General features: G+C 41.5%; 22 protein-coding genes and 1 tRNA gene. 8 read left to right on the forward strand and 15 right to left on the reverse strand.

What is annotated here, in order from left to right:
- Positions 1–9: 9 nt before the first annotated feature.
- The 6 genes from MKP07_RS19205 to proC all read right to left on the reverse strand — a co-directional run bounded on the left by MKP07_RS19205 (position 10) and on the right by proC (position 5,427).
- Positions 10–240 carry a hypothetical protein gene (locus MKP07_RS19205; RefSeq protein ID WP_240848609.1) on the reverse strand — a complete coding sequence of 77 codons (231 nt, stop codon included), beginning with the start codon at positions 238–240 and terminating at the stop codon, positions 10–12.
- On the reverse strand, positions 224–772 hold the full coding sequence (locus tag MKP07_RS19210) for an MFS transporter (protein WP_240848610.1): 549 nt from the start codon (positions 770–772) through the stop codon (positions 224–226). The genes MKP07_RS19205 and MKP07_RS19210 overlap by 17 nt, the downstream gene beginning before the upstream one ends.
- Before the next feature lie 112 nt (positions 773–884).
- The gene (locus MKP07_RS19215) at positions 885–1,283 is read right to left on the reverse strand and encodes an MFS transporter (protein ID WP_240848611.1); all 399 of its coding nucleotides are present in this window, start codon (positions 1,281–1,283) and stop codon (positions 885–887) included.
- A 163-nt stretch (positions 1,284–1,446) separates the two neighbouring features.
- Complete coding sequence (locus MKP07_RS19220; RefSeq protein WP_240848612.1) at positions 1,447–3,090, reverse strand: CTP synthase; 1,644 nt, start codon at positions 3,088–3,090, stop codon at positions 1,447–1,449.
- Positions 3,091–3,286: 196 nt separating this feature from the next.
- Positions 3,287–4,600: a hypothetical protein gene (locus MKP07_RS19225; protein WP_240848613.1), complete on the reverse strand. Its 1,314-nt coding sequence runs from the start codon at positions 4,598–4,600 to the stop codon at positions 3,287–3,289.
- Between the two features lie 32 nt (positions 4,601–4,632).
- Positions 4,633–5,427 carry a pyrroline-5-carboxylate reductase gene (gene proC, locus MKP07_RS19230; protein WP_240848614.1) on the reverse strand — a complete coding sequence of 265 codons (795 nt, stop codon included), beginning with the start codon at positions 5,425–5,427 and terminating at the stop codon, positions 4,633–4,635.
- Between the two features lie 312 nt (positions 5,428–5,739).
- Here proC and MKP07_RS19235 point away from each other — a divergent pair, with 312 nt between their 5' ends.
- Both MKP07_RS19235 and MKP07_RS19240 read left to right on the forward strand, forming a co-directional pair.
- Positions 5,740–7,308: a glutamine synthetase III family protein gene (locus MKP07_RS19235; protein WP_240848615.1), complete on the forward strand. Its 1,569-nt coding sequence runs from the start codon at positions 5,740–5,742 to the stop codon at positions 7,306–7,308.
- A complete protein-coding gene (locus MKP07_RS19240) occupies positions 7,299–7,928 on the forward strand; it encodes a hypothetical protein (protein ID WP_240848616.1) in 630 nt (209 codons plus the stop codon). Before MKP07_RS19235 ends, MKP07_RS19240 begins: the two co-directional genes overlap by 10 nt.
- A 234-nt stretch (positions 7,929–8,162) precedes the next feature.
- On the opposite strand, the gene MKP07_RS19245 is transcribed toward MKP07_RS19240, so the two are convergent.
- Positions 8,163–8,246: transfer RNA gene (locus MKP07_RS19245), tRNA-Leu, on the reverse strand.
- A gap of 195 nt (positions 8,247–8,441) precedes the next feature.
- Between MKP07_RS19245 and MKP07_RS19250 the strand changes: the two genes are divergently transcribed.
- A complete protein-coding gene (locus MKP07_RS19250) occupies positions 8,442–9,641 on the forward strand; it encodes an NAD(P)-dependent oxidoreductase (RefSeq protein WP_240848617.1) in 1,200 nt (399 codons plus the stop codon).
- A gap of 36 nt (positions 9,642–9,677) precedes the next feature.
- On the opposite strand, the gene MKP07_RS19255 is transcribed toward MKP07_RS19250, so the two are convergent.
- From MKP07_RS19255 to MKP07_RS39020, 3 genes are read right to left on the reverse strand one after another with little or no spacing between them, the layout of a single operon-like run.
- The gene (locus MKP07_RS19255) at positions 9,678–10,847 is read right to left on the reverse strand and encodes a type II secretion system F family protein (protein WP_240848618.1); all 1,170 of its coding nucleotides are present in this window, start codon (positions 10,845–10,847) and stop codon (positions 9,678–9,680) included.
- Positions 10,840–11,367 carry a PulJ/GspJ family protein gene (locus MKP07_RS19260; RefSeq protein ID WP_240848619.1) on the reverse strand — a complete coding sequence of 176 codons (528 nt, stop codon included), beginning with the start codon at positions 11,365–11,367 and terminating at the stop codon, positions 10,840–10,842. Before MKP07_RS19260 ends, MKP07_RS19255 begins: the two co-directional genes overlap by 8 nt.
- Positions 11,368–11,392: 25 nt before the next feature.
- Complete coding sequence (locus tag MKP07_RS39020) at positions 11,393–11,524, reverse strand: hypothetical protein (protein ID WP_262919380.1); 132 nt, start codon at positions 11,522–11,524, stop codon at positions 11,393–11,395.
- Positions 11,525–11,562: 38 nt separating this feature from the next.
- On the opposite strand from MKP07_RS39020, the gene MKP07_RS19265 reads away from it, so the two are divergent.
- The 5 genes from MKP07_RS19265 to MKP07_RS19285 all read left to right on the forward strand — a co-directional run bounded on the left by MKP07_RS19265 (position 11,563) and on the right by MKP07_RS19285 (position 14,320).
- Positions 11,563–11,784, forward strand: coding sequence for a hypothetical protein (locus tag MKP07_RS19265; RefSeq protein WP_240848620.1), 222 nt, complete (start codon positions 11,563–11,565; stop codon positions 11,782–11,784).
- A gap of 337 nt (positions 11,785–12,121) precedes the next feature.
- Positions 12,122–12,397: a hypothetical protein gene (locus tag MKP07_RS19270; protein ID WP_240848621.1), complete on the forward strand. Its 276-nt coding sequence runs from the start codon at positions 12,122–12,124 to the stop codon at positions 12,395–12,397.
- Between the two features lie 202 nt (positions 12,398–12,599).
- A complete protein-coding gene (locus tag MKP07_RS19275; RefSeq protein WP_240848622.1) occupies positions 12,600–13,301 on the forward strand; it encodes a hypothetical protein in 702 nt (233 codons plus the stop codon).
- Between the two features lie 19 nt (positions 13,302–13,320).
- Entirely contained in the window at positions 13,321–13,869 is a 549-nt protein-coding gene (locus MKP07_RS19280) for a hypothetical protein (protein ID WP_240848623.1), read from the forward strand.
- A gap of 106 nt (positions 13,870–13,975) precedes the next feature.
- Positions 13,976–14,320, forward strand: a complete 345-nt coding sequence (locus MKP07_RS19285) for a hypothetical protein (RefSeq protein WP_240848624.1) — start codon at positions 13,976–13,978, stop codon at positions 14,318–14,320.
- Here the strand turns inward: MKP07_RS19285 and MKP07_RS19290 are convergent.
- The 5 genes from MKP07_RS19290 to MKP07_RS19310 form a co-directional block, all read right to left on the reverse strand.
- Positions 14,293–14,538, reverse strand: coding sequence for a hypothetical protein (locus MKP07_RS19290; RefSeq protein ID WP_240848625.1), 246 nt, complete (start codon positions 14,536–14,538; stop codon positions 14,293–14,295). The genes MKP07_RS19285 and MKP07_RS19290 overlap by 28 nt on opposite strands.
- Positions 14,526–14,681, reverse strand: a complete 156-nt coding sequence (locus MKP07_RS19295; protein WP_240848626.1) for a hypothetical protein — start codon at positions 14,679–14,681, stop codon at positions 14,526–14,528. The genes MKP07_RS19290 and MKP07_RS19295 overlap by 13 nt, the downstream gene beginning before the upstream one ends.
- Before the next feature lie 14 nt (positions 14,682–14,695).
- Positions 14,696–14,848 (reverse strand): hypothetical protein, encoded by a 153-nt coding sequence (locus tag MKP07_RS19300; protein ID WP_240848627.1) that lies wholly within the window; start codon positions 14,846–14,848, stop codon positions 14,696–14,698.
- A gap of 196 nt (positions 14,849–15,044) precedes the next feature.
- A complete protein-coding gene (locus tag MKP07_RS19305; RefSeq protein ID WP_240848628.1) occupies positions 15,045–15,497 on the reverse strand; it encodes a hypothetical protein in 453 nt (150 codons plus the stop codon).
- Complete coding sequence (locus MKP07_RS19310; protein ID WP_240848629.1) at positions 15,494–16,078, reverse strand: toxin-antitoxin system YwqK family antitoxin; 585 nt, start codon at positions 16,076–16,078, stop codon at positions 15,494–15,496. The genes MKP07_RS19305 and MKP07_RS19310 overlap by 4 nt, the downstream gene beginning before the upstream one ends.
- Positions 16,079–16,249 lie beyond the last annotated feature (171 nt).

Consider the following 16,249-nt stretch of genomic DNA (forward strand, 5'->3'; position numbering starts at 1 on the left):
GTTAGTTTTTTACAATGCCAGTTGTCTTCTTTTACGCATGTACAGGTTGAGGCCGATAAATGCTGCAATTAAAACAACTGGAATGATTAATGTTGTATTGATGATTTCGGGTCCTGCAGCTTTGTTGGCTTCACTTAAAGCCAGCTTCATTTCTTCAGTAGCTTCTGCCGAATTATAAATCTTAATGTCGGCGCCTTCGGGCAATTTCTCGGCAATATATTTATCATAAACCCCGCCCATAAACATCATATAAATAGATACTGCGAACATACCGCCCCCCCATCAGGTTCAATCCCACAGCCCCAGTTTTAGGAAGGTATTCAGCTACGAATCCCAACATGGTTGGCCAGAAATAACAAACACCTGCACCAAAAACCAATGCTCCCGCAAATATCATATTACCGCTGGTATTCCCTAAAAGATAAAGCCCCAGGGTAGCCAATATGGACGACATTAATAACACCCCCTGCGGTGCCAGCTTTTCAACAATGGGGCCTGCAAAGGCTCGCCCTATTACCATTACACCGGTGGATACTGTGAGTACCAGAAGTGCGTTGTCGGTGACGTTTCTCAATAATACATCAATCCACTGGCCTGTAAATAATTCGGTAATAGCCGTGCCGAACATACAGATGATCATGAATATGAAAAGCGGGTTTGCAAGCGATTTATACATTTCACCAGTAGAGATACCGTTGGCAACTCTTTCGGTAACCGGAAAATGTTGTTTGGTAAACATAAACCCGTAGATAAGCGCTGGAATAATCATCATGGCAACCTGTATCTGCCAGCCCAGAGCTATTTTGTCGAAGAAGTATACTATGAGTGTACCTAATACTATACCTCCGGGGAACCATAAATGAAAGTGATTGAGTTTGGTGGTTTTATTTTCGGGGAACAGGGCCGTAAACCAACGGGTTACATGCAGCCTCTACTGTTCCGTTTGCAATGCCAATAAGCAGTGTTGAAAAGAAAAGAGACCAGAACGGATTGTCGAATTTACCCGCGAAGATGGTGAGTACGATACCGATCAAATGAAAGATGAATGCAAACAGCAATAGCTTTTTCATTCCAACAATATCTACAATCAGACCGCCGAGAACTACCGCAAGGGGAAAACCCCAGAATGCTGTTGCGGCAATGGTGCCTAATTCGGCTTTATCTAATCCAAAATCAACTCCCAGCTTATTTAATATACCAGCCCGGATCCCGAATGAAAGGGAGGTTACGAGTAAGGCCAGGCAACTTGCTGTAAATAGTTGCGACCTGTTGATTGTCTTCATGCTTGCTTTCGTTATAGTTTGTCGGTAAAAGGAAAAACGATTTTATGGCTAAATGTAACAATTTAATCCATAACAAATATATGCGGTCTTACTTTTTATTAAGTACTTATACAACAAAAGGCTCCCGGGGAGCCTTTTGTAATAATTATACCAGAAAAATCAGTTATATCTTAGCCAGTTCTGCTTTGCGGTCTTTAGGGTTAACAGCACTGTAAGCCATTGCTGCTTTTACAAAATGCACAAAAATAGGTTGTGGGTTTTCTACCGTGCTTTTCAGCTCTGGGTGATATTGAACGCCAATAAAAAACGGGTGTGTAGGCAGCTCAATTACTTCAACTAAGCCACTGTCAGGATTTTTACCACTGGCCACCATACCTGCGTTTTCAAAAGCTTCCAGGTATTTGTTGTTGAATTCCCAACGGTGCCTGTGCCTTTCGGTAATAGTATCAGATCCATAAATGGTATGTGCAAGGCTACCTGGTTTTACAGCGCAGGTGTAAGAGCCTAATCTCATAGTACCGCCTTTTTCTGTTACCTGCTTTTGCTCTTCCATTAAAGCAATAACCGGTTCTGAAGCATTTTCATCCATTTCTGTTGAGTTGGCTTCCTTAAGGTTTAGTACATTCCGGGCAAATTCAATAGCCGCCATCTGCATGCCTAAACAGATGCCAAAGAATGGAAGCCCGTTTTCACGCGCATATTTTACTGCCGTTATTTTTCCCTCAATACCTCTTAATCCAAATCCTGGAGCTACCAACAGACCTTCCAGGCCGGCCAGTTTTTCTTCTACATTCTCATCGGTAATATATTCGCTATGTACATTTACGATCTGCACCTGGCATTCGTTCACCGCACCTGCATGTACAAAGGCTTCCAAAATAGATTTATAGGCATCCTGTAACTCAAGGTATTTACCAATCAAGCCAATACGCACAACAGTTTTCGGATACTTTAATTTATCAAGAAACGTACGCCATTTAGAAAGCTCGGGCTCAGGATATGCTGTCATGTTCATTTTCTTCAGACAGGTCAGATCCAGCTTTTCGCGCAACATGGCAAGCGGTACTTCATAAATAGTAGATTGATCGGTTGCTTCAATTACTGCTTCCTGCTTCACGTTGCAAAACAGGGCAATTTTTCTTTTTAACTCCGGCGTCAGCGGTTTTTCTGTTCTGCATACAATAATATCAGGACGTACACCTTCCTGGCTTAGCATTCTTACACTATGCTGCGTAGGTTTTGTTTTAAGTTCTTTTGCTGCTTTCAGGTAAGGGATATAAGTTAAGTGTATAACAACGGTATCTTCTTCAGGCAACTCCCATTGTAGCTGGCGGATGGCCTCAACAAAGGGTAAACTCTCAATATCACCAATCGTACCGCCAATTTCAGTTATTACAATATCGTACTCGCCGGTAGTGCCCAGCTCCATCATACGGCGCTTGATCTCGTTAGTAATATGAGGTACTACCTGTACCGTTTTCCCCAGGTAGGCACCTTCTCTTTCCTTATTAATAACGGTTTGGTAGATGCGGCCCGTTGTTACATTGTTAGCCTGGGAAGTGAAAATGTTCAAAAATCTTTCGTAGTGACCAAGATCCAGGTCTGTTTCTGCACCATCTTCTGTAACATAGCACTCTCCATGTTCATAGGGGTTAAGGGTGCCCGGATCGATATTGATATATGGATCGAACTTTTGGATAGTTACTCTAAAGCCACGAGCTTGTAGAAGTTTGGCTAAAGAGGCTGCTATAATGCCCTTACCTAAAGAAGATGTTACGCCACCCGTAACAAAAATATACTTGGCCATAAAAAGTTGTTTACACTCAATAAAATATTATCAAACAAGCATCAGAATGTACTTGCAGACAATGTTATTATAAAATTTAGTATGAAAAAAGGATCTTAAAACGACCAGCAGAAATACTCCTTTAAGGGGAACTTATGGAGGTCATGCAAAGATAGGAATTAGCAAGGATATTTTAAAATGCTTGTTGGAAATGCACCTATCTGTTAAAAGGGCGTTCGTTGATCCAGTTAAAACCTCTATTCATCAGCAGAAATTCGTCTGGGTTCTTTTTACGTAGAAATATTTGAACAGAATCTGCATCGAACCTTCCTGAAAGAGAGGTAATACCATTACTGTCGCTTCCAATTTTTAGCGTCTTTTTGGTAGAGGCAGGTTCACCAATTGGGGTTAACTCAATATAGTTTTCTTTTCCATATACAAATTTGTATTTATAGCTTTTTAGGCTGTCGGTCATAAATCGGATAGCCGCTGGCCGCTGGCTTCTTATATTGAGGTGTTTCCAGCGGGAGGAATCAGCGCTATTCGCAGGTAGTTCTTTGTTATTCACTACAAATCTTGTAACCTCATAAAATCCAAGGTAGGTGTAAGTAGGGGCATTTTCGCCATACTCCTTATTGGCCGATAAAGTATAGCTTATTTTGGGGATAAGGGTGGCTGCAATGAGCAATATTTTTGCAGTCAGCTTGGTAAACTTCATCCATTTTTTTGATAAAACGGGCGCCTTTATCGTAGGCAGCGACACTGGCTTTCCTGAGAATAAGAACAGGCACAGGCGTTTTATATCGTGGGCAAGTAAGAATGCCGTCATTACTACCAGCATGGTAGAAAGGATTTTTACGGGAACATCAAAAAAATAATTTACCGCCATTATATTGGCTGCCGTCATAAGGGTTATTATAGCACCAAAAGTCATTGTTCTTCTAAAGAGCAGTAAAAGAGCTGCACATTCAGCTATACCCATAAATATATTATAGCCCTTCGAAAATCCTAAAAAGGTCCATGCTAATCCCATTGGCGATGATTCTCCGTAAGGTTGCATAAGCCGTCCAACATGCGGGGAGGGAAATTGTAGCTTGATGATTTTTACTATTCCATAACTAAAAAGTATAAATGCCACATAAAACCGAACCAAAACGGTTAGCCAATAGTACAATTTTACGTAGCTTTTACGGTTCCGGTCTATTGCCGACCATAAAATAGTTGCTATAACGGCAATCAAAAAAATAATGAACAGAGTTACATACATATAAGTATTGTCTCCACTACCATGTCCATTTTGCTCAAATTCGTAGGGGATTTTTAGAATATGTTTGCTTACCCAGCGTACAAGTTTGTTAAACTGGTTAGCCGCAGGTGTCATAAATGATGCCAGCTCTATCGGGAAGGCAGCACCGCTGGTAAGGCTAATAAACAGAGTGAAGAAAATAAAAAAGAATCTGAATAAAATCTTTTCATACCAATGCCATGCCGCTTGCGGCTCTAACAAGTTTGTCTGGAGGTGGTTATTCATATGTCAAGTGTTAGCAGGTAGTGTTTGTGTTTCTAATCTTTCGCTATTTTTTTATAACTGGTAATAACCCCTCGTATTAATGAAGAGCTGAAGCCCCTGTGCTCCATTTCATTTAAACCTACAATCGTGCAGCCCTTAGGGGTAGTTACCTTATCTATCTCTTGCTCGGGATGCGTATTGTTAGATAGTAATAGCTCAGCAGCGCCTTTTACCGTTTGAGCGGCAATAAGGCTGGCAGTTTTGGCGTCAAAGCCTATTTCTATCCCTCCCTGTATATTAGCACGTATATAACGAAGTGCGAAAGCAGTACCACAGGCCCCGAGCACAGTAGCTGCATCCATCAGCTTGTCGTCAATAACAGCAACTTTCCCAACTGTATTAAACATTTTTGTAACGAACTGCACCTGTCTGTCCGTTGCGTTTTCGTAGCTGATGCAGGTCATGCTTTCCTGGATAGCAACAGCCGTATTGGGCATAGCGCGGAAAACGGGCAGTTGCACCTGGGCCATTTCCTTCAGATCGCTTACCGTTACACCCGTGATTACAGAAATAAGCACCTGTTTTTTGGTCAATACCGGTGCAATGGTTTTCATAACGCCTTCAACCTGGAAGGGTTTCACTGCTAATATAATTACATCGCTCACCGAAGCGGCTTTTGCATTGTCATCAGTGATCTTTACTGTTTTGGGCAGTTCACCTTTAAGTGTTGAAATGTTTCTTTTGGTGATGGTAATGTCGGCAGGATTACAAAAATCGCTTTTAATTAATCCCTGGGCTATGGCGGTACCTAAATTTCCTCCGCCGATGATGGCTATTTTTTGAGACACTGATATTTTGTTTTAAGAACTACAATAAGGTAATGGCAAAACCAGCACCTTTTTTCTAAGGGATAGCAAATCTACAAAACCATTGAAACTTTTGCTCATTTTTCCACCCCACCTAATCCATGTTATGAGTGCAGCCGGCCGATTTACAGAAAATTTAAAACCAATTGTTTGATGCATTATGAAATTAGATAATGTTATAAAAAACAAGGAAAAAATCGCAATAATTATAATTTATGTAATAATTACAAATATTTTTAATAAAAAAATCCCTTAAATCGTATATTTGCTCTCAATTAAAACAAACTTATCACGATGTCTTTAAGAATTTCTGCACTTTCGAACATTCCGGCTACAACAGATGAGTTGGGAAAAATTACGCCAAAGATTACTACCGTATTTGGCTCACATGTATTTAACCTTAAAACTGCAAGAGAGTATTTAAGCGATGATGCTTATAAAAGTATAGTTGCTTCTATCAAATCGGGGCAGAAAATTGACAGAAACGTAGCTTCTAACATCGCTAATGGCATGCGTGCCTGGGCAGAAAGTAAAGGTGTTACACACTTTACACACTGGTTCCAGCCTCTTACAGGTACTACTGCTGAAAAGCATGATTCGTTTTTTACATTGAAAAGCGATGGTACCCCTATCGAAGAATTTGATGGCGCTGCATTGATTCAGCAGGAGCCTGATGCATCTTCTTTCCCTAACGGTGGCCTGCGTGCTACTTTTGAAGCAAGAGGATATACGGGTTGGGATCCATCTTCGCCTCCTTTTATTATAGAAATTGGTCATGGCCGTACACTTTGTATCCCTACCATTTTCATTTCATACACTGGTGAGTCCTTAGATTATAAAGCCCCATTATTAAAATCTATTGATCTGTTAAACAAAGCAGCAGTAGATGTTTGTAACTTTTTTGACAGAAACGTAACCCGTGTAAATGTTACTTTAGGTTGGGAACAGGAGTACTTCGTTGTTGACGATGGTTTATTCCGTGCAAGACCTGACCTGGTAATGTGTGGCCGTACTTTATATGGACATAACTCGGCTAAGAACCAGCAGCTGGAAGACCACTATTTCGGATCTATTCCTGAAAGAGTGTATGCTTTTATGCGTGATTTTGAAAACGAGTGCTATAAATTAGGTATTCCTTTAAGAACCCGTCACAACGAGGTAGCTCCTGCTCAGTTTGAGTGCGCACCTATCTTTGAAGAGGCGAACCTGGCTGTTGACCACAACACTTTGTTGATGGACGTAATGAGCCGCATCTCTATCAGGCATGGCTTACGTGTTTTACTGCACGAAAAACCATTTGCTGGTATCAACGGTAGCGGTAAGCACAATAACTGGAGCTTATCAACCGATACAGGCGTTAACTTATTAGCTCCTGGTAAAACTCCAAAAACTAATTTGATGTTCCTTACATTCTTTGTAAATGCCATCAAAGCGGTTCACGATTATGCTGATGTATTAAGAGCTTCTATTGCTTCTGCACCGAACGATCACAGGTTGGGAGCGAATGAAGCACCTCCTGCTATTATTTCTGTATTTATTGGCGAATACCTTACTAAGGTGTTAAACGATATCAAACAGCGTGTAAGCGGTGATATGGACGAGCAGGATGAAAGCATGCTGAAACTGGATATCCATAAAAACATCCCGGATCTTTTATTAGATAATACCGATCGTAACCGTACATCTCCATTTGCATTTACAGGCAATAAGTTTGAGTTCAGAGCGGTAGGTTCTACTGCCAACTGTGCCAGCCCGATGACTGTTTTAAACACCATCATGGCGCAAACCCTGAAAAACTTTAAATCGGATGTAGATGGTCTGATTGAGAAAGGTGAGAAAAAGAGATCGCTATTATGCAGGTGATCAATGAATACATTGTTAGCAGCGAAAAAATACTGTTTGAAGGTGATGGCTATAGCGAAGCATGGGAAAAAGAAGCAGAAAAAAGAGGTCTTCCTAACCTGAAAACAACTCCTTTGGCCCTGGATGCAATGGTAAACGAAAAGAATACCAAGCTGTTTATCGAAAATGGTATCTACAGCCACTCAGAGCTGGAAGCAAGACACGAGATCGAGCTGGAAAAATACATTAAGAAAGTACAGATCGAAGGTCGTATTATGGGCGAAATGGCTACCAGCATGATCCTTCCTCCGGCAATCCGCTATCAAAACCTGTTGGCTAAAAACATTAAAGGTTTGAAAGAAGCTGGTTTAACGGAAGAAGCCTATGCGAATCAAAAGCAGATCCTGGATAAGATCTCTGAGCACATTAACAAAGCCAGTGATTTGGTTGAGAAAATGATCGAAGCGCGTAAAATAGCTAATGCTATTGAGAATACGCGTACTAAGGCTATCGCTTATGAAAGCCAGGTAAAAGCTGCTTTCTTTGATCAGATCCGCTACCACGCTGATAAATTAGAGTTGTTGGTGGATGATAAAGAATGGTACCTGCCTAAATACCGTGAGTTGTTGTTCTTACGCTAATAAGCAATTCAATGATAAGTTAAAGTCGCTGCAGCAATGCAGCGGCTTTTTTTGTTGCCAGTGAATTTTTGAGAAATGAGTTGGGTCTTAAGCCTGGTCCGCAAACCGTTATCATAAAAGAAAAATATAAGATGGTTGGTGCTAGGCAATGCTGGCTGGTTGTTATGGTTCACAGCAGCATAGGGCCGAGCTATATTTGGGGTACTAAAAAACCCCTCCGAAAGAGGGGTTGTGTGCCCAGAACAGGAATCGAACCTGCACTCCGTTGCCGAAACAAGATTTTGAGTCTAGCGCGTCTACCAATTCCGCCATCTGGGCTTCACTTCGAAACGGGGTGCAATATTACGAAATTATCATCAATAATATTGCCCACCTCAAGTATTATTTTACTTATTTATTTACAGCAGCTTTTCCTGGGTATAATAAGCCTCAGGAAAAATTTCCCTATTTTTTTTAATGTGATCATTCAAAAATCTTTAAAGTAAATTGCATAGAACCCAGCTGCAAAGTTATATGATTAAAATTGGCATCATTAAAGAAGAAAAAATACCGGCTGATAACCGCGTGGCTTTAACACCCGATCAATGTCGCTGGCTACTGTCTCATAACAAAGAATTGGAGATAGAAGTTCAGCCTTCGGCGATTCGTTGCTTCCCTGATGTTGAATACGAACGCGCAGGTGCCCGCCTTACCGAAGACCTGTCGGGTTGTTCCATCCTCCTTGGAATAAAGGAAGCGGCTATCAGCAGCTTGATTGACCATAAAACCTACCTGTTTTTTTCTCATACCAGGAAAAAGCAACCGCAGAACCAGGCCCTGTTAAAGTCAATCCTTGAAAAAAATATCACCTTAATTGATTATGAATGCCTGGAGCATGACGATGGGCAACGTATTATCGGGTTTGGTTTTTTTGCGGGCATTGTAGGCGCTCACAATGGTATTATGGCTTATGGTAAAAGAACCGGCTTGTACCATCTTGAAAGGGTTTTTAAACAAAAGAATTTTAAGGAATTAATACATAGCTATTTTGGCCTGAAACTACCTAACATAAAAGTGGTGATCACGGGCAGTGGGAGGGTTGCCCACGGATTGATAGAAGTGATGAATCTTTTAGGGTTGCATGAGGTGGAGCCCGACGAGTACCTGAGAAGACGGTTTGCCTATCCAGTGTACACCCAGTTAAAGGGGAAAGATTTATATGAGCATGAAATAACCGGTAATTATAGCCGCGAAGACTTTCATCAGCATCCGCAAAATTATCAGAGCAAGTTTTATCCATACGCTTGCCAGACAGATATTTTGCTGAACGGCGTTTACTGGGAGGAAAATATTCCCCGTTTATTTCACCCCGGCGATATTAATCATCCAGACTTTATTATTCAAACCATCGCAGATGTTTCTGATGATAAAGAAGGATCGGTGCCTGTTAATATTGGAAGTGGGACGATAGAAGATCCTGTATATGGTATTGACAGAGCAACGCTTATTAAAACATCGCCTTATGAAATGGGTTCTATTGATATAATGGCAGTGGGTAATTTGCCGAATGAGTTACCGCGCGACGCCAGTCGTTATTTCGGGGAGCAGCTGATAAAATATGTTTTAAGCGACCTGTTGCAGGGCGGAAGTAAGATCATTCAGCGGGCGACCATTGCTTCAAATGGCCAATTGGGAGACCACTACGCCTACCTGCAGGATTACGTGGAGCGTTGATCTTTACAATGATACAGACCAGATACCTGACCACTTTTATCCTATAGTATTACCCATATTAAACATAGGCAGGTACATAGCTATCAAAACAATGCCTACGACAAAGCCCAGAATAACGATAATAGCCGGTTCGATGAATTTGCTAAGTTGCGTGGTTTGGTAATCCAGCTCCTCAGAATATCGGTCCGAGAGCGTTTTGAAAAATAATTCCAGTTGGTTTACTTCTTCGCCCACCTTTACCAGAGCTACCATTTTAGGCGGAAAGATTTTTTGAGCTGCCATACTTTGATGCAAGGGCATGCCTTTCAGAATGTCGGCTTCCATTTGAGAAAGCGCGCGTTCGAGCGGATAAAATCCCATAACCTGTTTGCTCAATGATAGCCCCTGTACTAAAGGTACTTTAGCACTCAATAACAACTGCATGGTAGAAGCAAAGCGGGACAGGTATATTTTAGAGGCGATATTCTTTACCAGTGGCAATTTTTGAAGCAGCAGGTCTTTGTTTTTCTGGTACCAGGGCTTTTTGCGATTTGCTACCATAAAGACGATCAGCAGTGCTACTATTATTACAATTCTGCCAGCCCAGGCCTGTACAAATTTTGATATATCTAATACTACCTGTGTAAGATAGGGTAGGTCGCTGCCAAATCTTTTAAAAACATCGGCAAACATTGGTACTACATAGTTCATCATAAAAGAAACCGAAACGAAAGCAACACTTAAAACGATAAGTGGGTAGGTAAGCGCGCTAACGATTTGTCTTCTTTGTTTGATCTTACTTTTATAGTATACGGATAGCTGCTGCAGTACTGCAACCAACTTACCCGTTTCTTCACCGATTTCTACTGTGAAATACTCGTAGGCGGTAAAGTTCTTGTTTTCTTTTAATGCTACAGACAGGGTTGTTCCGCTTACCACTTTATCCAGAAGCTCAGTAAGGGTTGCTTTGGGTGTTTTTTTGGTTTGTTCATCTCTTATGAGCTGCAGGGCACTGCGAATGTCGAGGCCTGCCTCCATTAAGCTTCCTAACTCCAGGTAAAAAGATTCTTTGAGCTTATCGGAAAAAGGGCTGCCAAAAAGTGAAATATCTTTCGACAATAATTCTTCTATCCGTTTCATCAGGCTTTTTCGGTCTTCAGTACTGAGGCTGGTTTGCTCTTTATTACCCGGCTGTTGTAAAGCTTTTATATCAATCCTGTCACTCACTTGTTTGTAGATTTTTGTTAGCTACCGACAGCATCTCTGCTGCTGAATAATCTTTTTGAAGATAGGTAAAAAATGCTTTTTGATGATAGATGGTACGCATTTTTACAAATGTCACCAGGGACAGTGTATCCTGCATAAAACTAATACTTTCAATAGTGGCTCCCGGTTTTAAAGTGTCTATTCGATCGCCCTGCGCTCTCAGAACATAATTGCTGTCCAGGTAGATCTCTAAGGGTTGATCTGAGTTAGCTCCTCCACCGGGTGCACTAATAGTGAGTTTTTTGCGATCATCAGAAATGGTGATCAATCCGGGTCGACTAAAATCTCTTTGCAGCACCGACTTGGTGAGAAAATAATCGGTGTAGAAGCTATTCTTTTCCTCCATGTTTCGCACTTGTTTGTTAACGATCATGTAAACAGCAAAGCCTGTTGCAAAAACTATACTCATGATCAGGAGACTGATCACCATTTCGGGCAATGTAAATGCACTGAGTTTTTTATGGTAACAGGTTGGGTTCATGCGCTGCAAAAATGTGGCGGCAAATTTATTGTTTAATACTGGTTATTTTGTTCCGGGTTAGTAAAGGCGTATAAAGAGAATCGTTAGCGTAAACTGTATAGTTGATGGTGGCCAGGCTGTCGCCTGACGGGTGTGATTGTACTTCCCGGCTTAGCATCCATCCGTTTATTTCCTCCTGGCTGTATTAAATGTTTTTTGAGCTTCGGTATGATGTATATATTCATTCAATGCACCGGCTGCACTTATTTTGCCGGTAGTTGCGGAAGACTGGCCAATACTGGTGAAAAACTCAATCACAATAAAAAAAGAAGCAATAGAATCACCAGGGCTACAATTACCTCTACCAGCGAGCTGGCGGCTAAACGGTATGTTAATGGTTTTCCCGGCATAGTTCTGCGCAGCAAGGTAGTAAATTAATGCTTGCAGTTGCCCCTTTTACTAACAACAGGGTGCTTAAAAGTTTTTCGCCGCTACAGGCGTCCTTTGCGTCTTCTCTGCATACTTCGCGGTAAAAATATTACAATGCGAAAAATTTTTACGCGCCATAACAACAGGCAAGTGGTTTGCTAAATATAAAAATGTAGTACAGTTGGTTAGTAAATGAAAAATCTCCTGTATTTTTGCTCTGAAATATAACTGCTGATACTTATGAGACATCATCCTGTTAACCGAAATATCCAGGCTTCCCGTTAAAGAGGTTTCTCGTTGGTGAAAGTAGTTGTTATCTACTTCAACTAAAACCCAGTATAAACTTATGAGAAAAAGATGCCGTTTTTCAACCGCCTTGAAGATGTTTCTATTGCTGTTTATGACCTGCGTTCATTTTATGGCTAAAGCTCAAACCCTGGTGGGGCAAACCCTCGACGCAGCCCCCGGAGATGCTTTCATTTACCAATCACAATCGGCGCCACATTATGGTATTAAATGGACGAGCGATACCTGGGCCCCAGGCGCAAGCACTGCCTGGTTCAGCAGCTATGCTGGAATTAAATTTTTACAGCGGCACCAGGAAACTTTCAATAGATGCTAATGGGACAACTGAAATTCTTGCACCATTAATTATAAATCCAGCAACCCCAGCAAATAATCATATTTTATTTCGAAATAATGGTACAAGCCTGGGAATATTAGGTTCGTCAGGGAGTTTGTATGGAAACCCGGATGATTTTGTATATATATATGCTTACGGCAGCAGCAATCTTGAATTTTCTACAGGAGCCGCAAAACGCCTTGTGATAAAAAATACAGGTAATACGGGTATTGGTACCGATAATCCTTATGCAAAGCTGGATGTCGCTGGTGACATATTCATGTCATTACATAATCATTGGAATCAACATCATCCATCGGAGCAGGGAAGCTTTAAAGTTGGTATGAAAAGCGGCAATACCACTGATGGGTTTTCGGGCATGCAGGTTACAACGAAGCCATACGGCGAAGGTAATGGCAGTATACTCCAGTTTTTTACCTGGGGGTTTAATACTGCGTTTTCACGGGAAGTAATGAGAATTACGGAAGAAGGCAATGTTGCTATTGGTATCACTTCATTTCCTCCGCAATATAAACTTGCCGTGGCAGGAAAAGCTATTGTTGATGAGTTAAAGGTTAAGCCTCATGCTGCTGGCTGGCCCGATTATGTATTCAAATCGACTTATAAGCTAACTCCGCTTTCTGAGGTCGAGAAATTTATAAAAACCCATCAACATTTACCAGAAGTGCCCAGTGCTAAAGAGGTCGCAGCTAATGGTATTGAGGTAGGAGCTAACCAGGCTTTACTGTTAAAGAAAATTGAGGAGCTCACACTGCATATTATAGAGGTGAATAAAAGTGTAGAAAGCTTAAATAATCAAATGAGTGAGTTAAAACAGGAGAATAAAAAACTTAAGACCAGGGTTGTTCAACAGGAGAATATTGTTAAACGTTATATTAAATAAAGCCTAAAGAATATTTTTTATGAAAAAGATCAATGCGTCATGTATAAAACGAGTGGGTTTTGTTGTCCTTTCTTTATTATGTACAGAATTTACCCTCCATTCTCAAACCCTGGTGGGGCAAACGCTGGATGCAGTGCCTGGAAATTCGACTACCTACGACGGGCAAACACGCCCGCACTACGGGATTAGATGGACTACTGACTCATGGTTTCAAGGCGCGCCAACGGCATGGATCAGTAGCTATGGAGGTATGAAGTTTTTTACCGGTTTAAATGATTGGCTTTCTATTGATATAAATGGGAATATAAAAGCAAAAGGACAGTCGTTTGTTATTAATTCTCCAAAGGTTGGCATAGGAACAGAAACACCCCTTTCAGCTTTACATATTGAGAACAATGACCAGACTTATGTGATGATCAAGGCCACGGACTATACAATGAATCCATCGGTGTTGACAAAAAAAGGTGGTATTGTATTCAGCCAACAGTATGCAGATAAAACAGCAGGGATTAGCTTTGCTGTCCCCCGGGATATCATGTGCCTGGTATTATTTTTTCAACTAAAATAGCCTGGGATAATCCGGGAGTTGGAATGACTGAATGGCATGATAGAATGTCATACATCCGGATGGTAATGTGGGTATTGGTACTACAACCCCTGGCGAAAAACTTGCAGTGAACGGAAGAATTCTTGCCAAAGAAATTAAAGTAGTAAGTGGGGCTACTACAAGCTGGCCCGATTATGTGTTCAACCCGAACTACGAACTAACACCACTTTCCGAGTTGGAGCAATTTATTAAAACGCATCAACACCTACCAGAAGTGCCCAGCGCTAAAGAAGTTGCTGCAAATGGTATTGAAGTGGGCGCTAACCAGGCTTTACTATTAAAAAAGATCGAGGAAATAACGCTGCATCTGATTGACCTTAATAAGAAGGTAGCCGAATTGCAACAGGAAAACCAGGCATTGAAAAAAGCCGAAAGAAACGTTTGTTATGGTAGCCAGCTGATTATTTTTTGATCGCGGGCTCCTTCAAAAAATGAGAACGGGTGACCTTGTAACAGGTAGGGACTCCTGGTTATGGAAACATCTATTAAAATATTTTCCATACTCAGTGGGCCGCGCTGTTCAAAAAAGAAATCGGTGTAGATAGATCCTTCCACTTTGCCGTTCAGGTAGGCGTAGCCGCCACAATACACCAGTCCTTTAACAATAGCGCCTTGCTTTATCTTAACCACCGGGTGGATATTGGATTTTTTTCGCTTTTAAAACTCGCTACAATTCCTTCTACGGTGGCATTGTTATGTAAGGTAATGGTGCTGCCGGTATTACCCATTTCACCCTGCCGGCCCAGGCCAATCAATGCTGAGGGGTAGATCAAACGACAACCGGCATCTACCGTAATGCTATCCAGGGCCAGCGCCTGGATGCTGCCTTCAAAGCCCTCTTTAAAATGGATAAAGGGGCGATAAGCAGGATGTTCTTAAGACGGCTGCTTTTATCTACTTCAATAACAGAATCGCTTACTACAATGATTTTTCCCGACAACGCCCGGTTGTTTAAAATGCCCCAGGAGCCGGTTTGGTAGCGTTGAACGCTCTGGGTGAAGGATTGCTGCGCATCTTCTGTTAAAGGGATGCTGTTTGAAGGATTGCTAACAAGCTGTGCATATTGCTTGAAATGTTCAGCGTATGAAGCTATGATACTTGGTAATTCTTTTTGCTGGAGTCCGTGGCTCCTTCAATTAATCGTTTGCGCGAAAATCCCTTTTGCTGAAAAAGCCGCTCCGGATGCCCGATTTAGGCAGGTAAGCTTTTCCCTCTATATAAGTGTCACCAACCAGTGATAGGGGTCTGTTCTGATCACTCAGGTATAAAGTGGCATCTGCAAAAGGATAGGATGAGGCGCCGTATAAAAAGCAGAGCTCTTTTTGCCGGCCCTTATAAGAAGCTTTTATATGAGCAAGGGGATAGGCGCCCCATAGTTCTTTGGTGTAATATGCCGAGTCCGGTTGCTGGTTAAATAATAAAAAACTATCTAAACGAACCTGGTTGCTGATCTCATTATCAGCCAACAGTAAGGTCTTGATCGATTGAATATCGTTTTCTAACCGCTCATTGATCTCGTCCTTTACCTGGAAATAGCGTAGGTAATAAACTCCCAGTAATAGCAGCGAGCAGGTGACGAATAAGATCAACGAAAGGAATAGGGTAGATAGCAGAGAGGACGCCGGTAATTTTTTTCCAAAACATGCCGGTAATTATGGGTTAGGCAATGCCTGGCCTTTTTATAACGGGTTACCACAGAGCTATCGCCCTGTAAATTCACCTGGTAGCCGGTAAACAAGTCCTTGTTTTCAAAACCGCTTTTGATGGTATTGCCATTAGCGTCGTATTCTTTAATGGCATAACTGTTGTTCCAGAATCCGAAGCGCTTACGGCGAGTAGATTGGAGTACGCCGTCTGTATACCAGCTGCGCCAGAGTCCCGTTTTTTGTCCCTTCTTAAATTGCCCCTCCTCTAATAAATGCCGGTCACGGTCTACCACTTTGTAGTTACCGTGGAGTAGTTTGCCATAGTAACCTCCCTGGGTTTTATGTATGCGTCCTGATTTAAACCAATAGTAGAAAAGCCCCTGGTTAGTGCGGCGGTTATCATCAGTTACCTGGAAAATGTACGATCGGTCCGAAGAGTCGATGCGCACCCTGCCGTTGTAATACTGACCTTTTGCAGCAGTAACAACTATTGATAAAAATACAATAAGTAGCAACCTTGTCATTCATGAAGTTTAGGGTATAAAAATAGGTAAATACTTGTCAAAAAATAGTAGGAGTGAAAAATGAGATTTGCTCAGGAGTTTATCTATATTCGCATTCGGCTAACAATCCCATTAATAACCAGGCTATAAAACTTTTGAGAAGCGGCTAAACCAGGAACTTGATCAGTTTTT

It is taken from the genome of Paraniabella hibiscisoli (assembly GCF_022512515.1).
Classification (GTDB): domain Bacteria; phylum Bacteroidota; class Bacteroidia; order Chitinophagales; family Chitinophagaceae; genus Niabella; species Niabella hibiscisoli.

Coding starts and splice junctions, on each gene's coding strand:
- MKP07_RS19210 (WP_240848610.1), bottom strand. CDS start 772: ATGATGATTATTCCAGCGCTTATCTACGGGTTTATGTTTACCAAACAA.
- MKP07_RS19250 (WP_240848617.1), top strand. CDS start 8,442: ATGATTAAAATTGGCATCATTAAAGAAGAAAAAATACCGGCTGATAAC.
- MKP07_RS19270 (WP_240848621.1), top strand. CDS start 12,122: ATGAGAAAAAGATGCCGTTTTTCAACCGCCTTGAAGATGTTTCTATTG.
- MKP07_RS19215 (WP_240848611.1), bottom strand. CDS start 1,283: ATGAAGACAATCAACAGGTCGCAACTATTTACAGCAAGTTGCCTGGCC.
- MKP07_RS19260 (WP_240848619.1), bottom strand. CDS start 11,367: ATGAACCCAACCTGTTACCATAAAAAACTCAGTGCATTTACATTGCCC.
- MKP07_RS19280 (WP_240848623.1), top strand. CDS start 13,321: ATGAAAAAGATCAATGCGTCATGTATAAAACGAGTGGGTTTTGTTGTC.
- MKP07_RS19225 (WP_240848613.1), bottom strand. CDS start 4,600: ATGAATAACCACCTCCAGACAAACTTGTTAGAGCCGCAAGCGGCATGG.
- MKP07_RS19235 (WP_240848615.1), top strand. CDS start 5,740: ATGTCTTTAAGAATTTCTGCACTTTCGAACATTCCGGCTACAACAGAT.
- MKP07_RS19240 (WP_240848616.1), top strand. CDS start 7,299: ATGCAGGTGATCAATGAATACATTGTTAGCAGCGAAAAAATACTGTTT.
- MKP07_RS39020 (WP_262919380.1), bottom strand. CDS start 11,524: ATGCTAAGCCGGGAAGTACAATCACACCCGTCAGGCGACAGCCTGGCC.
- MKP07_RS19205 (WP_240848609.1), bottom strand. CDS start 240: ATGGGCGGGGTTTATGATAAATATATTGCCGAGAAATTGCCCGAAGGC.
- MKP07_RS19310 (WP_240848629.1), bottom strand. CDS start 16,078: ATGACAAGGTTGCTACTTATTGTATTTTTATCAATAGTTGTTACTGCT.
- MKP07_RS19220 (WP_240848612.1), bottom strand. CDS start 3,090: ATGGCCAAGTATATTTTTGTTACGGGTGGCGTAACATCTTCTTTAGGT.